The sequence below is a fragment of the Thermaerobacter sp. PB12/4term genome (assembly GCF_003403315.2).
Classification (GTDB): domain Bacteria; phylum Bacillota; class Sulfobacillia; order Thermaerobacterales; family Thermaerobacteraceae; genus Thermaerobacter.
Window position 1 is genome coordinate 471,264 of sequence record NZ_CP048407.1, and the last position, 13,048, is coordinate 484,311.

The 13,048-nt window shown below is 74.8% G+C and carries 10 protein-coding genes; 4 read left to right on the forward strand and 6 right to left on the reverse strand.

The window, feature by feature from the left end; genetic code table 11:
- The first annotated feature begins 75 nt into the window (after window positions 1–75).
- The gene (locus DYI95_RS01965) at window positions 76–465 is read left to right on the forward strand and encodes an SH3 domain-containing protein (RefSeq protein ID WP_006904397.1); all 390 of its coding nucleotides are present in this window, start codon (window positions 76–78) and stop codon (window positions 463–465) included.
- Here the strand turns inward: DYI95_RS01965 and mntR are convergent.
- From mntR to DYI95_RS01990, 5 genes are all read right to left on the reverse strand, one after another.
- Window positions 431–1,150 carry a transcriptional regulator MntR gene (gene mntR / locus DYI95_RS01970; protein ID WP_116901127.1) on the reverse strand — a complete coding sequence of 240 codons (720 nt, stop codon included), beginning with the start codon at window positions 1,148–1,150 and terminating at the stop codon, window positions 431–433. The two genes, DYI95_RS01965 and mntR, sit on opposite strands and share 35 nt — an antisense overlap.
- A gap of 304 nt (window positions 1,151–1,454) precedes the next feature.
- Window positions 1,455–1,856 (reverse strand): cupredoxin domain-containing protein, encoded by a 402-nt coding sequence (locus DYI95_RS01975; protein ID WP_116901065.1) that lies wholly within the window; start codon window positions 1,854–1,856, stop codon window positions 1,455–1,457.
- Between the two features lie 273 nt (window positions 1,857–2,129).
- Window positions 2,130–3,482, reverse strand: coding sequence for a M28 family metallopeptidase (locus DYI95_RS01980; RefSeq protein WP_116901064.1), 1,353 nt, complete (start codon window positions 3,480–3,482; stop codon window positions 2,130–2,132).
- Window positions 3,483–3,580: 98 nt separating this feature from the next.
- Complete coding sequence (locus tag DYI95_RS01985; protein ID WP_116901063.1) at window positions 3,581–5,305, reverse strand: VOC family protein; 1,725 nt, start codon at window positions 5,303–5,305, stop codon at window positions 3,581–3,583.
- A gap of 258 nt (window positions 5,306–5,563) precedes the next feature.
- Window positions 5,564–6,715, reverse strand: coding sequence for an AAA family ATPase (locus DYI95_RS01990; protein WP_243149797.1), 1,152 nt, complete (start codon window positions 6,713–6,715; stop codon window positions 5,564–5,566).
- A 312-nt stretch (window positions 6,716–7,027) separates the two neighbouring features.
- Here DYI95_RS01990 and DYI95_RS01995 point away from each other — a divergent pair, with 312 nt between their 5' ends.
- Together DYI95_RS01995 and DYI95_RS02000 are read left to right on the forward strand one after the other, a co-directional pair.
- Window positions 7,028–7,639 (forward strand): MerR family transcriptional regulator, encoded by a 612-nt coding sequence (locus DYI95_RS01995; protein WP_116901061.1) that lies wholly within the window; start codon window positions 7,028–7,030, stop codon window positions 7,637–7,639.
- Window positions 7,620–8,939: a glutamine synthetase family protein gene (locus DYI95_RS02000; protein ID WP_116901060.1), complete on the forward strand. Its 1,320-nt coding sequence runs from the start codon at window positions 7,620–7,622 to the stop codon at window positions 8,937–8,939. Before DYI95_RS01995 ends, DYI95_RS02000 begins: the two co-directional genes overlap by 20 nt.
- A 255-nt stretch (window positions 8,940–9,194) precedes the next feature.
- Here DYI95_RS02000 and DYI95_RS02005 read toward each other — a convergent pair whose 3' ends face one another.
- Window positions 9,195–9,599 carry a DUF192 domain-containing protein gene (locus DYI95_RS02005; protein WP_116901059.1) on the reverse strand — a complete coding sequence of 135 codons (405 nt, stop codon included), beginning with the start codon at window positions 9,597–9,599 and terminating at the stop codon, window positions 9,195–9,197.
- A 904-nt stretch (window positions 9,600–10,503) separates the two neighbouring features.
- Between DYI95_RS02005 and DYI95_RS02010 the strand changes: the two genes are divergently transcribed.
- Complete coding sequence (locus tag DYI95_RS02010; protein WP_116901058.1) at window positions 10,504–12,915, forward strand: hypothetical protein; 2,412 nt, start codon at window positions 10,504–10,506, stop codon at window positions 12,913–12,915.
- Window positions 12,916–13,048 lie beyond the last annotated feature (133 nt).

Below are 13,048 nucleotides of genomic sequence, written 5' to 3' on the forward strand. Positions count from 1 at the left end.
TCCGGTGGCGGCCGGGTCACCGCCGGCCGGTGCACCGGCACCGCCGACGCCGCTTGACCGGAAGGGGGAGGAACCGTGTCGCGGATCAAGGAACTGGCGGCCGAATTGCGGGAGCAGGAGCGTCCCCTGCTCGACCACTACAAGCAGCTGGTGGATGCCGCCACCAAGGAGACGGAGCGGCGCCTGGCGCAGATGATGTACAACTACCAGCGCTTTCAGCTCCAGAGCCTCGAACTGTTCCAGGATCGGGTTCCCGAGCGGTTCCATTGTTTCGGCGTCGTCACCCACGACGACGTCAACGTCCGCCAGCGGCCCTCCGGCAAGTCCGAGGTCCTGGCCCGGGTGGGCCGCGGGACGCCGGTCATCGTCATGGCCTTCGAGGGTTTCTGGGCCGAGGTACAGCTGGTGGGGGGCGAGACGGGTTACGTTTTCAAGGATTACGTCCGCTGCGAGGCGGGCGGGTAGAACCGGCCGGTCCGGCCACCTGGCTGCGGGCGTCCGGGCCGCGGGCGGCCCCGCGAGCCTCGTCGCCGCCCGCAATTTCACCACCCGCCCCGTTGTCGCCCCCGCTGCCGGCAGCCTGGTGGCGGGCAAGCCCGGCGGGGGCCTCGCTACCCCGCGCCGGCCCGTCCCAGGCCGGCCTCCCGCTCCCCCTGCTGCCAGGGACGTCCGGCCCGCCGGCCGTTTCCCCGGCGGGCGGGCCGCCGGCGTTCCCAGGGCCGGCCGCGCTGCCGCCGGTGTTCATGGCGGCGTGAAGCTGGTTCATCCACGTGGGGTTGCCCCGGGCGAAGGCGACGAACCGCTCGATGCGCTCCAGGGTTTGGCGGCTGACATGGTGCTCGATGCCCTCCACATCCTGCTGGACCACCTCCTCGTCGTGCACGCCCAGCAGGCGCAGGAAGGTGGCCAGCGTCTCGTGCCGCTGGCGCATGGCCCTGCCGATGGCCTCGCCGCGCTCCGTGAGCATCAGGCCCCGGTATCGCTCGTAGGTGACGAAGTTCTGCTCGTCCAGTCGCTGGACCATGCGGGTGACGGAGGACGGCTGCAGGTTCAGGGCCAGGGCGATGTCGCTCACCCGGGCGTAGCCCTTGCTGCGGATGAGCTCGTAGATGGTCTCCAGGTAGTCTTCCATGCTGGGCGTTGGCCGCACCCGGGTCACCTCGTTTCCGCCCTGGCGATGGGCCCGCCGGACCGCGGTGGCGCGGCGCCAGTCCGGTGACGGGCCGCCGGGCGGCGGGTTCTCGCCACCAATATAGCTTACGTGGGAAGGCGGCGCGCCAGGGGGCCCGGGTGGCGCGCCGGCAGCCAGGGCAAGGACCCGGCGGCGGGGGACCGGAGGACAAGACGGGAGGCAGCCTGCCGGCTGCCTCCCGAGCTTGCGGGGATATGATCCGCGCGCTACCGCGCACCGCTTCCGGGCTTCAGGCCTGCCGTGCCTCGGCGACCCGGGAACGTCACTCGGTGACATGGATGGTGCCCTTCATCGTGGCGGAGTGGCCGGGCACCGTGCAGATGAACTCGAAGTCGCCCGTCTGCTGGGGCGTGAACTCGATGGAGGTGCTCTTGCCGGGATCCGTCAGGCCGATTTCCAGACCGAGCTGCTCCGCGACCAGGTCATGCTGGACGGAGTCGTTGTTGACCAGCTCGATGGTGTAGGTCTGGCCCTTCTTCAGGTTGATCTCCGTCTGGTCAAAGGACATGTTCTGGGCGGTGACCGTGATCTTGTTCCCGGCGGCCTGGTCGCCACCGTTGCCCTCGTTGCCGCCGCCGCCACCGCCGCCGCAAGCGGCGAGGACCGGCAGGGCCAGCAGCATCAGGGCCGCGACCACCAGCAGAGAACGGCGTGCGCGCTTCATGCTGGGCAAGTCCCTCCTTACGGGATTTCGGTCCACCGTTCTTTTATATCCCATCCCGGAGGCTCCCGCACTCGGATGGATAACCGATTTCAACCCCCGGCCCTCGACCGGGGCCGGCGCCGCGGCCGGCCCCGGAGCCAGATCCGGCCCTGGCCCCGGACTCGGGACCGGGCCGCGAAGGCCCGGGCGAGCGGAGTCCCCGCCAAGCAATAGCCTGCCCGCCCTGGGGACGGAAGCACGCCCGGTGAGCCCGCTCGGCGCGGCGGGGCCCGTTCAGGCCGGGTAACGGCCGGCGCGTGGCTCACCCGCCAGCTGGGCCACGTAGGTCCACAGCACGCGGGCGACTTCGGCCAGATGGGCACGGTCCACGTGTTCCAGGCGGTCGGTGTGCCAGTGATAATGGGGAATGCGGCCGCCGGGACCGGTCGCCAGGAAGGTGATGGCTGGGATCCGCCGCGCCGCGGGGACCAGGGCATCGGTGGGCAGGAGGGGCCGCGGCCCCGGGGTCAGCCGGCCCGCCGGCAGCGCCGCCGCCAGCCGGCGGGCCTCCTGGACCAGGCGGGCGTCGTAGCGAACGGGCAGCAGCATGCCTTCGGCCGTCAGGTAGTGGAGCCGGCCGGCACCCACGTTGTCGATGTTGAGCACCGCCACCTGGCTCCCGCGCTGCCGCGGGAACCAGGGGTGGGAGAGCAGGGCCGCCATGCCCCGCATGCCCGTCTCCTCGGCCCCCGTCAACGCCACCACCAGCTCGACTCCCGGCAGGGGGCGCGCAGCCCAGCGCCTTGCCAGGGCCAGGGCCACGGCGACCCCGGAGCCGTTGTCGTTAGCCCCGTTGATGGGCCGCCCGGTGGCCCAGCTGAGCAGGAGGAACCCGGCCACCGCCGCGGAAACCAGGGCTGCCGCCGCCAGCGGCGCGGCGGCGACCATCCCCGCGGCCCGGGCCGCCAGCAACACGGGCACCGCGGCGAAGGCGGCATACCCGGCAACGAAAAAGGCCTGCAGCCAGGGCAAAAAGCGCGGTGCGAAGAGCCAGCTGCCCCACTGGGTGTCGTAGTGGGCGGTGATCACCAGGTGCAGCGGCCCCGGCTCACCCTGCCGGCCGCCGAGCGGCTCCTGCGGGCCGGCCGCCGGCAGTCCCGCTGCCGAAGGTCCCGGGCCCGCTTCGCCGGGCTGCCGGGCCGCTGCCGCGCGCGGGGTGCCTTGCGGCCAGCGTGCCACCACATTCTGGGAACGACCCCTCGGCACCACCCAGGCCAGGCTGATGGGGGTGCCGCCGGGCCACAAGGCCAGCTCCCCCAGCAGGGGAACCAGGGTCACAAGGGCCATAAGGGCCAGCAGCCCGCTGCCGGCTCCGGGGCCGGCCCAGCGGGCACCGGTCAGGCCCAGGGCCGCCAGCACCAGGCCGGTGAGGCCGGGGCCCAGGTAGAGGGTGTGGCGCGGCGCGGTGAAGGGCTGCAGGTCGACCTCAAAGCCCAGCTCCGCCAGCCGCGCCGCCAGCCAGCGGGCCGCCCGCCCCTCTTCGGGCGTACAGGTGCCCCGGTGGGGAAGGCGGCACAGGGACTCCAGATCGTCCCACGGGTCCGGCACCGGTGGCTCCCCGGTAGCAGCCGTCCTGGTTCCGCCCATGGCGGCACACCCCCTGGCGGCACGGGGCGGGGTCGCCCGGGCCGCATCCCTGGCCTCCGCGTTGCCCCAATGATTCTCGGGTGGGCGCCTCGAGCCCTTCACTTCGTGTCTGCGGGGCCCTCCCCGCTGCCGCGCCACGGCCAGCGGGCCTCGACGGCGAGCCATCGGGCGGCGGCGTCCAGCTCGGCCCGCTCCAGATGGTGGCCCGTGCCGGCCCAGTGCAGGGTGACCGCCGCGCCTGCGGCTTCCAGGGTCCGGGCCAGCTGGAGGCTCTGCTCTGGAGGCACCACCGGGTCCTGCCGCCCGGCCGCGACGAGAACCGGCCGCCCCGCCAGTGCACCCGCCTCAGGGGCCTCCACGGGAACGGCCATGGGCCGGAACAGCACCGCCCCCGCCAGCAGCCGGGGGTGGCGCAGCAGCAGGGCCGCCGCCAGGTTGGCGCCGTTGCTGTAACCCACCGCCACCACCCGCCCCGGGTCAAAACCGTAGCGGCGCGCCGCCGCGGTGACGAACCGGGCCATGTCGCCGGCCCGCCGGCGCAGGTCGGCGGCGTCCAGCACGCCGGGCGCCAGGCGGCGGAAGAACCGGGGCATGCCGTCCTCCAGCACCTGGCCCCTGGGGCTCAATAGGGCGGCCCCGGGCCACAGATGGGCACCCAGGGGCAGCAGGTCGTGCTCGTCGCCTCCCGTGCCGTGGAGGAGCAAGAGCACCGGGGCCCGATCGGGGTCTTCCGTGCCGCGGGCGAACCGGTGGATGAAGCCCAGCTCCCCAAAACCGCTGGGGTGGTGCAGCGGCGGCAGGGCCTGCTCCAGGGCCGCCCGGGCCGGTTCGTACCAGGGCGGCAGGCGCAGCCCGGTGCCCAGAGCGTCCCGGTCCTCGTCGATCAAGAAACCCGGTGGATCGGTGGCGATCTCGAAGAGCACGCCCCCCGGCTCCCGGAAGTAGATGGAGCGGAAATACTGGCGATCCTGGACCGGCGTGACGTGCAGGCCCAGCCGGGTGAGGTGCTGCTGCCAGGCCGCCTGGGTCCGGTCCGTGGGCGTGCGGAAGGCCACGTGATGCACCATGCCCGCCCCCAGGGTGCCCCGGGGAGCACGGGCGTCGCCGGCCAGCTCCAGCCAGCGGCCGGTGCCGCCCGGCCCGGCGACCCAGATCTGGGGCGGGGAGGCCGGCCCTGGTTCCTGCGGGGCGGGTGGGGCGGAAGCGCCATCCGTCCCCTGGGATCCCGGCTGCTCCCGGCCGGAGCGGCCGCCCGCCGGCCGGTACCCCAGCTCCCGAAGGATCGTGGCCGTTGGTTCGATGTCGCGAACCGTAAGGCGCACGCCGGCGACGGCGCCGATGGCGGCGGTGGCGGGCACGGGCCCGCCCGGCCAGCCCGGCCCGCCGGGGCCGGGTTCCTCCACCAGGGCCAGGGGCAGGCCGTCGGGATCCTGGAAGAACAGGGCCTGCCGGCCCAGGGGGCCCGGCCGCCGGTGGCAGGCCACGCCAAAGCCTTCCAGGCGCCCTTGCCAGTAGTCCAGGGTTCCTTCCGGAACGGAGAGGTACACCAGGGTGGCCTGGCCGGCGCCGTGACGGCCGCGGCCGGCGCCGGGCACGGGGAAGAAGGTGAGCAGGGTGCCGGGCCGGCCCGTCTCGTCGCCGAAGTAGAAGTGGTAGGTCCCCGGGTCGTCGAAGTTCACGGTCCGCTTGACCAGCCGCATCCCCAGCACGCCGCCATAGAAGTCCGCGTTGGCCTGGGGATCGCCGGCGATCATGGTGACGTGGTGGATGCCCTCCACCTGCTCCCCTCGCTGCTGCTGGGGCACGGTCGTGTCGCGGGCCATGGTCGCCCTCCCTGCCGCGTGCTGGCGTGGCGCCTGCAAGGCAGGCGCATCCACACCTAGCGTACCTTACGGGACCGGCGACCGGACCCCGGGGCTCCGGGGTCCCCCGCTGGCCGGGGAGCGCCGGCCGCGGCCGCAAAGGGTGCGGGCGGGACGAACCAGCCCCGCCCGCCCACCGGGGGTGCCGTTGCCGATTCGCCGGTCATCCTGCGTCCGGGCTGCCCCGGTCGTGCCGGCCGGGTGGCAGGGCGGATCTTGTCACGCCAGTTGCTGGCGCTCACGCCGCCGGGCTTGTTCTTCCATCAGGGCGCCGGCCTCGGCCAGGATCTCCCTGGCGTAGGCCTCGACCTGGGCGCGTAGCTCCGGTGTGGCGTAGATCGCCTCCAGCTCCTGGTGGGCCATCAGGGCGCGGCGCAGGTACCAAATGCCCTGGTCGAAAGCCTGCCCGAAGAAGGCCTGGGCGACCTCCATCTCCTCCCGGTACCGTTCCAGGGCTTCCACGTTGACGAAGGCCGCCGTGTCGATCACCAGGTCGCCCGTCTTGGGCTCGTAGGTGTGGGGGTAGGCGTTGTGCACCACCGCCACGCCCAGTTCGGGGATGAGCACGTGGTCCAGGCGCCGCCCGTGCAGGCCGCAGTGGTAGGCTTCGATGTCCAGGCCCCGGCGCAGGGCCGCTTCCGCAACCCGGGCCACCAGGGTGGCGCAACCGGTGCCCGGGTTGCCGCGGATGAACACCCGCCGGGGCAGCGGGTCCAGCAGGCTGTCCAGATAGTGGCGGGGCCCTTCGGGGGTCACGGCGCTGGCAAAGAGGCGCCGGATCCGCCCGCGCCGCCCGGCGCGCACGACCCGGTGCCCCTCGAAGACGGCGGCCTCGATCTCGTGGGCGGAGTGGTCAAGGGCCGCCAGGTCAAGGGCCCCTGCATGCTCGTAGAAGTCCTCGTACAGGCCCAGGGCTTCCAGGGCCAGTCCCAGGTAGCGGTGGGCCAGCTGGAAGCGCTGGCGCACCCGCCGCCCGGTAGCGTCGATCCTGTCCTGCCGGGACGCCAGCAGGTCCCGGCCGGCCGTGGCCTCCAGGCTCAGCAGGCGGCCGACCAGGCCGGGCAGGGGCGGCTCCACCGCATGGGGCGGCGTCCCGTCCACCACGGCCAGCCCCAGCTCGGGTGCGTTGACGCCGTCCAAGGAGGACGGATCCGACGGGCAGTGGAACAGCTCCACCCCCACACCCTTCTCCATCAGCCCCTCTACCACCATCCGGATGACCGCCGACTTGCCGGTGCCCGGCCCGCCCTTGAGGACGAAGACCCGGCGCGGCTCGGGCCAGGCGATGTATTCGAAGAACGACTGAAACCCGTGGCCGGTGTTGCCGCTGGCGAACAAATGGCGCACCCGTCCGTGTCCCGTGGCCATCATGGTGCCCCCTCTTGCTGCCGTCGACGCCCGTGACCGGAACCCCGTGCGGACCATCGGGAACCCGCGATGCTACACGCTATGGAGGCGGCCGGGGGCGGGGTGCCTGTACGCGGCGGGGCGGGCGGCCCGAAATGTCAGGGAACCTGACATGGGAGGCGGGAGCTCCGGCGGAAGGTCCGGGGCGGCCGGCCGGCGGTTCCGGAACGATCCGGGACGGCAGCCGTCCAAGAGCGCCCGGCCGGGCGGAGGGGAACGGACCTGCCGGTGCCGCCATATGTATGAAAGAACCCACGGCAAGGGGAGGGGGCTGGCGTGTCGCGGCACCGCAACCTGCCCCTGTATTCCATTGGCGCGGTGTGCCACCTGACCGGCCTGAGCGAGCGCCGCATCCGCTACTACGAGCAGGCGGGCCTGCTGCGCCCGGCGCGGACGGCGGGCAACCAGCGGCGGTACAGCCAGGCGGACGTGGACCTTTTGCTGGAGATCAAGTGGCTGCTCCAGCAGGGGCTGCACCTGGAGGAGATCCGCCGCCGGCTGCTGGAGCGCCGCGGCCGCGACGAGGTCATGGGGCCTCCCGACGTGCCGGCGGCCCGAGCTGCGGCCGAGCCCTGGCCCCTGGCCGCCGCAACGCCGGCGGTGCACCGCCCGCCGGGGGCGAGTTCGCCCCGGTGGCCGGGGTCCCGCTGGCCCGACCGCCCGGGTGCCTCCGGCGCGGCGGCCGGGGTCACCGAGCCGCCTGCCGGCCTGGGGCGCATCGACCGCCTCTTCCGCGGGCCGGCTCCCGCCGTGCCGGGCATGGGCACGGCCCGCAGCCTGTACCCGGCCCTGGACCCCACCGTGCTCTACGAGGTGCGCCGCTGGCAGCGCCGCCGCAACCCGCCGGCGCCGGAGGAGGCAGGACGCGATGCGCCGGCCGCCGGCTGAGCCGGTTCCTCCGGACGAACCGGCCCGGCGGCTGGCCCAGCAGGGCGTCCAGCTGGTGCAGCTGGTGTACGCCGACGTGCTCGGCGTGCAGAAGGGGCTGACCCTGCCGGTCCAGCAGGCGGCGGCCGCCTGGGACGGCGGCGTGCGGGTGGACGGGGCGTCCCTGGAAGGGTTCATGCGCGTCGAAGAGCGGGAGATGCGCCTGCGGGCCGGCGGGGAGCAGGTGTTCGTCCTGCCCTGGGAGCCGGCCGGTGGCCGCGTGGCCATGGTGCCCGCCGGGATCTACACCCGCGACGGGCGCCCCTTCGACGGCTGCCCGCGGGAGCGGTTGCAGGCCGCGGTGCGCCGGCTGGACGGGCTCGGCGTCACCGTGGAACTGGCCTTCGAGATGGAGTTCTACCTCCTGCGGCGGCGCCGGGGCCGTCCGGAGGTCCGGGTGCCGGACCGGACGGGGTATCTGGACCTCTCGGTGCGGGACGCGGGGGAGCCGGTGCGGCAGGAGATCGCCCTGGCGCTGGAGGGCATGGGCATCGTGGTGGAGTCGGTCCATCACGCCGTGGCCCCGGCGCAGCACGAGATCGACCTGGGCTGGCAGCCGCCCCTAACGGCCGCCGACCACCTGCTGATCGCCCGGCGGGCCGTCTACGCCGTGGCGGAGCGCCACGGCATGCACGCCACCCTGCTGCCCAAGCCCCGGGCCGGCACTCACGGCTCGGGCCTGCACGTGCGGATGCGGGTTCGTCCCGCGCCGGGTTCGGGCTGGAGCCGGGCCGCCGTGACCCGCCACTGGCTGGCCGGGCTGCTCCACCATGCGCGGCCCCTCTGCGCCGTGACCAATCCCCTGGTCAATTCCTACAAGCGGCTGGTGCCCGGGTTCGAGGCGCCGGTGTACGTGGTCTGGGGACGCGACACCCACGCTCCCCTGGCCCGGCTGGTGGCCGGCTGGGAGGCGGGGGAGCTGGAATGGCGGGCACCGGATCCCTGTTGCCACCCGTACCTGGCGCTGGCCGTCCTGCTGCGGGCCGGTGCCGACGGCCTGGAGCGCCGCCTGGAACCGCCCCCGCCGCTGGAGGAGAACGTGTTCGAGCTGGACCCGGCCGAGATCGCCGCCCGGGGGCTTGAGCCGCTGCCGGGCAGCCTGGGCGAGGCCCTGGACGACATGCGCCTGAGCGGGCTGGTGCGGGAGACCCTGGGGGATTACCTGTTCAGCCGTTACCTGGAGGCCAAGCGGACGGAGTGGGACATCTACCGCGTCCAGGTGCACCAGTGGGAGCTGGATCAGTACCTGCCCATCTTTTGAGGGCCGGGTCTTTGGCGAACGGGGCCTTTGGGCCCGCCGCCCGGCGGGCCGCCGGGCCTGGGGCGCCGGCAAGACCGGGGGCCGGCCGCCTCCGGGTCCGGCAGCCGGGGTCGTCTGTGCGGGCAGGGCCGGCCAGGCTGGCCAGGGCCGGGCCGGGCCGCGGGCGACCCGCCCGGGGCGGTTCCTTGTCCCGCTGCAGGGGCTCCCGGAAGGTCCCCCGCCGGGCAGGTTCATCCTGCCAACCGCTGGGCGGGGCTATACAGGCTCCCACGCCAGCCGGTCGCCGGGGCGTGTTCCCGTGGCGGCCAGGGTGCCGGCCGGCAGTTCCAGCACACTATGGCCGCGCCACACCAGGGGGCCCACCCTCCCGGGGACCAGGCGGTAGGCGGCCACCACCCTTCCGGCCCGATCCAGGTGCACCACGTCCAGGGGAAAACCCATGCCCAAGCTGTGGACCCACCGGCACGGCCAGAGCCAGAGACCTTCCCCGGGGGCCAGCTCGTCCCAGCCCAGCAGGCCCCGGCTCCGGCTGCGCCACGAGGCCGCCACCCCAATGGCATGGCCCAGTTCCGTTCCCCGGGTCCGGTTGACCACCCGCACGGGGCCCCGGCCGGGCGGCCCGGAACCCGCTCCACCCTCCATGCCGTTGACCTTCCGCATCGCCCGCCTCCTTCCCGGGACGAACCGGCCCCGTCAGGGCCCCAGGCCGGGCCGTGGCGCGGCCCCGGCCCGTCGGGGCCGCAGCCCGTGCCGGCCGCCTGCGAACGCTCCTACAGGGCCTCAGCCCGTGCCGGCGGCCCGCAAAGGCAACGACCGCGGCCGGAGCCCGTAGCGGCGGCCTGCGCACCCTCCCGTCGCGGCGGCAGCCTGTTCCGGCAGGTGGCGGCGTCCCACAGCGGCGTCCCATAGCGGCGTTCCAGAAGGGTATCCGGGGACGTACCGCTAGCGGAGAAGGCCGTTCCCGCCGCAAGTCCCGGCTGGTGCGATTCCCCGCCGGCCTTACCCGCCGCCGCGGGGCTGTATCCATGATGTCGGGCCGGCGGGCGGGCCGTTGAGGGGTGCTGCGGTCCCGAGGCGCCGGGGAGCCGGGGAGGGCCGCTGCCTCTGGTCGCCGGCTCATGGCGCCGGACCCAGTCGCCGGGTCAGGTCGCCGAGGGGCATTCAGCCTGGCGCAGGCCGCCCGCCGCACCATCCGGCCGTCGGAGCAGGCTGCCGGGTCCGATCGTCGAGGGGCACCGCGGTACGCCGTTCAAGGCCGCCCCTCGGGCGAACATCCAGGCGGGACCCGTTCATGTCCTGCCGCAAGGCCGCATAGGGTTGTCCCCGGCAGGTTTTCCGTTCCCGGGCTCGCCCGGGACGGCCGGAGGTGGCAACCGTGGGAGGCATGGCAGACTCTGCGAATCACAGTGCCGTCGGCACCTCACCGCTTGCGGCCTCCGAACCGCTACGGGACCGGCACCAGCCCCCGGCACGCAGCCCCCGGGGCGGATTCGGTTCGTCCTCCTGGGAGGTACGGGCGGGCCGGCTGGAGGGGGTAGTCGCCGCCCCAGGGGGCGCCCAGGCTGTGATCGGCCTCGAAGGGATCTGGGAGGTCACCTGGGTGGGGCGGGCCGGCCCGCCGGTCCGGGTGTGGGTACCCCAGGAGCCCCCGTGCCCGCCCGGTCACGTTCCACCGCGGGCGGTGGTCTACCGGCGGGACGTGGAGGTGCCGCCCGGGCTCTTGGGTGGGAAGGACGTCCGGGCCTATCTGGAGCTGGCCATGGTGCTGGGCCGGGCCCGGGTGCAGGTCAACGGCGACGCCTACGACGTCCCCGGGGCCGGCCAGGTCACCGCGTCCCTCGACGTCACCCGCTCCCTTCGACCCGGGACGAACCGGCTGGCCGTGGAAGTGGCCGGGCCGGAGGACGGAGACGGGGGTCGGCGGTGGAGCCGGGGCCGGAGCCGGTGGCCGGTGCAGCCTGCCGGCGCCCGGGCGGACGCTGCGCCCAGGGACGTCCAGGCGGTGGCCTGGGGCGCCTGGGCCCGGCCCGAGGCGGTTCCGCCGGGGTTCCTCCCACCGGGCCTGGCGGGGCCGGTCCGCCTGCGGTTCGTCCGCGGCGTGGTGCCGGTGGCGGTGAGCTGGTTCTTCCGGGACGAAGAAGAGGGGGCGGGGTCCGGGTCCGGGGCGGCGGGCCGGGGCGGCGGGCGGGCCGGCGGCCGCCCGCTGCCAGGGCAGGCAGAGCCATGGGAACGGCCGGAACCGGCGGGACCACTGCCCCTCTGCGTCCCCTGGCGACCCGGGGTGGGGGAGAAGACCCCGGACCCGCCGGCCGGGCCGGACCGGACCGTGGTGTACGGCTGTGCCCGCGTGCGCTACCTGGCTACGGAACCCGTCCGGGGGCGGTGCTGGATCGAGATCGAGCCGGACGGCTTCGATGCGCCCGGTGCCCGGGCGGCCTGGGACGTGGAGGCCCAGCCGCCCGGCGGCACCTGGGAGGTGTGGTTTGCGCTCCCTTCCCCGCGGCTTTGGACCGTGGGGGATTGGGGCCGGCCGGACCTCTACCGCCTGCGGGCCGGCTTCGAGCCTGCCGGCGGGCCGGCCCAGGCGCCGGTGGTCCCCGCCGGCTCCGGGGAACCCGGCTCGCCCGCAGCGGCCTGGGGGCCGGCCCCCGCGGTGGAAGTCCTGGCCGGCGTCCGCTTCATCCGGCGGCTGGAGGGGGCCTGGTACCTCAACTGGCAGCCCCTGCGCTTCCGGGGCGCCTGCTTGCTGCCCCTGGCCTCCTGGCCGGGGGCCGTCAGCCCGCGCCAGGCCCGGGCCTGGGTGCGGAGGGCCCGGGCCCTGGGGCTCAACGCCCTGCGGGTGTACGCCCACATGGCCCACCCCGCCCTATACGAGGCAGCCAGCCGCCTGGGTGTCGTCCTCTGGCAGGACCTGCCCCCCGTGGGGTGCCACACCCCGGAGGCGGCGGCCGCGCTGGGGGAACAACTGGCGGCCTGGGTGGAAGAGGCGGGCCGCTGGCCCGCGGTGGTCGCCTGGTCCATCTGCCCGGAACCGGCCCTGCCCCTGGCCGGAGAACGGCCGCGCGGGCCGGGTATCCGGACCCCGGCGGGTATCCGGATCCCGCGGCTGCAGGCGACGGGCAGCCGGGTGGCCGCCGGCCTGGCGCGGCAGCTGGCTGCCCTTGACCCCGGCCGGCCCGTCCTGGAGCGGGCGGGTGCCCCGTCCTGGACCCGAATCGGCGGGGCGATGCGGTTCCTTCCCGCGGGGGACGTCCCCGACCCCGGTGCCCTGGAACGGCGGTGGCGCCTGGCACCCCATGTCACGGTGATCGCGTCCCTGGGCTGGCCGGCGGGCGACCAGACCGCCCAGGCGCGATTCGTAAGGTATAGCGGGGATGCTTTGCGCCGGCGGCCCTACCCGGCCAGCGGCGGGTTCTTTTTTGCGCTCAACGACCCTCCTGGCGGCCCGGCCTACGGCCTCTACACGGCCGAGGGACGGCCCCGTGAGGCGGCCCGGGCATGCCGGGAGGTCCTTGCGCCGGTGCGCCTGCTCGTGGGGGCGTGGCCCCGCCGCTGCCGCCCGGGCCGCGGCTTTCGCCTGCCGGTGTGGCTCGTCAATGACACCGCCCGGCCCCTGACAGGGCGGTGGACGTGGCAGCTGGTGGCGGGACGGCAGGTGCTGGCCGCCGGCACCATGGCCTGCGGGGCCGCAGCCAGGTCCCTGGTGCCGGTGGGCTGGATCACCGGCCGGTGGCCCCAGGAGGCCGTTCCCTCGCCTTCGGCCGGGCCGGCGGCCGGTGCGGGACGGGACGAACCCGGTCCCCCGGCGCGAGCCTTGCCCCTGGTGCTCTACCTGGACCTGCAGGTGGGCGGGCGGCTAGTCCGTTCGGCCTACCCGCTGCCGGCCTGGCTTCCCGGCCCGGCCGGCGCCGGTGCAGCCGCCGCGGGTGGCGCGGGGGACCCGGGGGGAACCCCGGAGCGGCTGCGTTCGTCCTAACCCATTGACGGCGCCTGCTGCCGGACTATGCTGGAATTCCGGAAGGCGACCCGGGTCGCCGGGGTCACCGCCCTGGGCTTGAGTCCCCGGGTCGCCGCCCCGGGCTCGCGGGCCGAGGAGGGCCCTGTGGGAG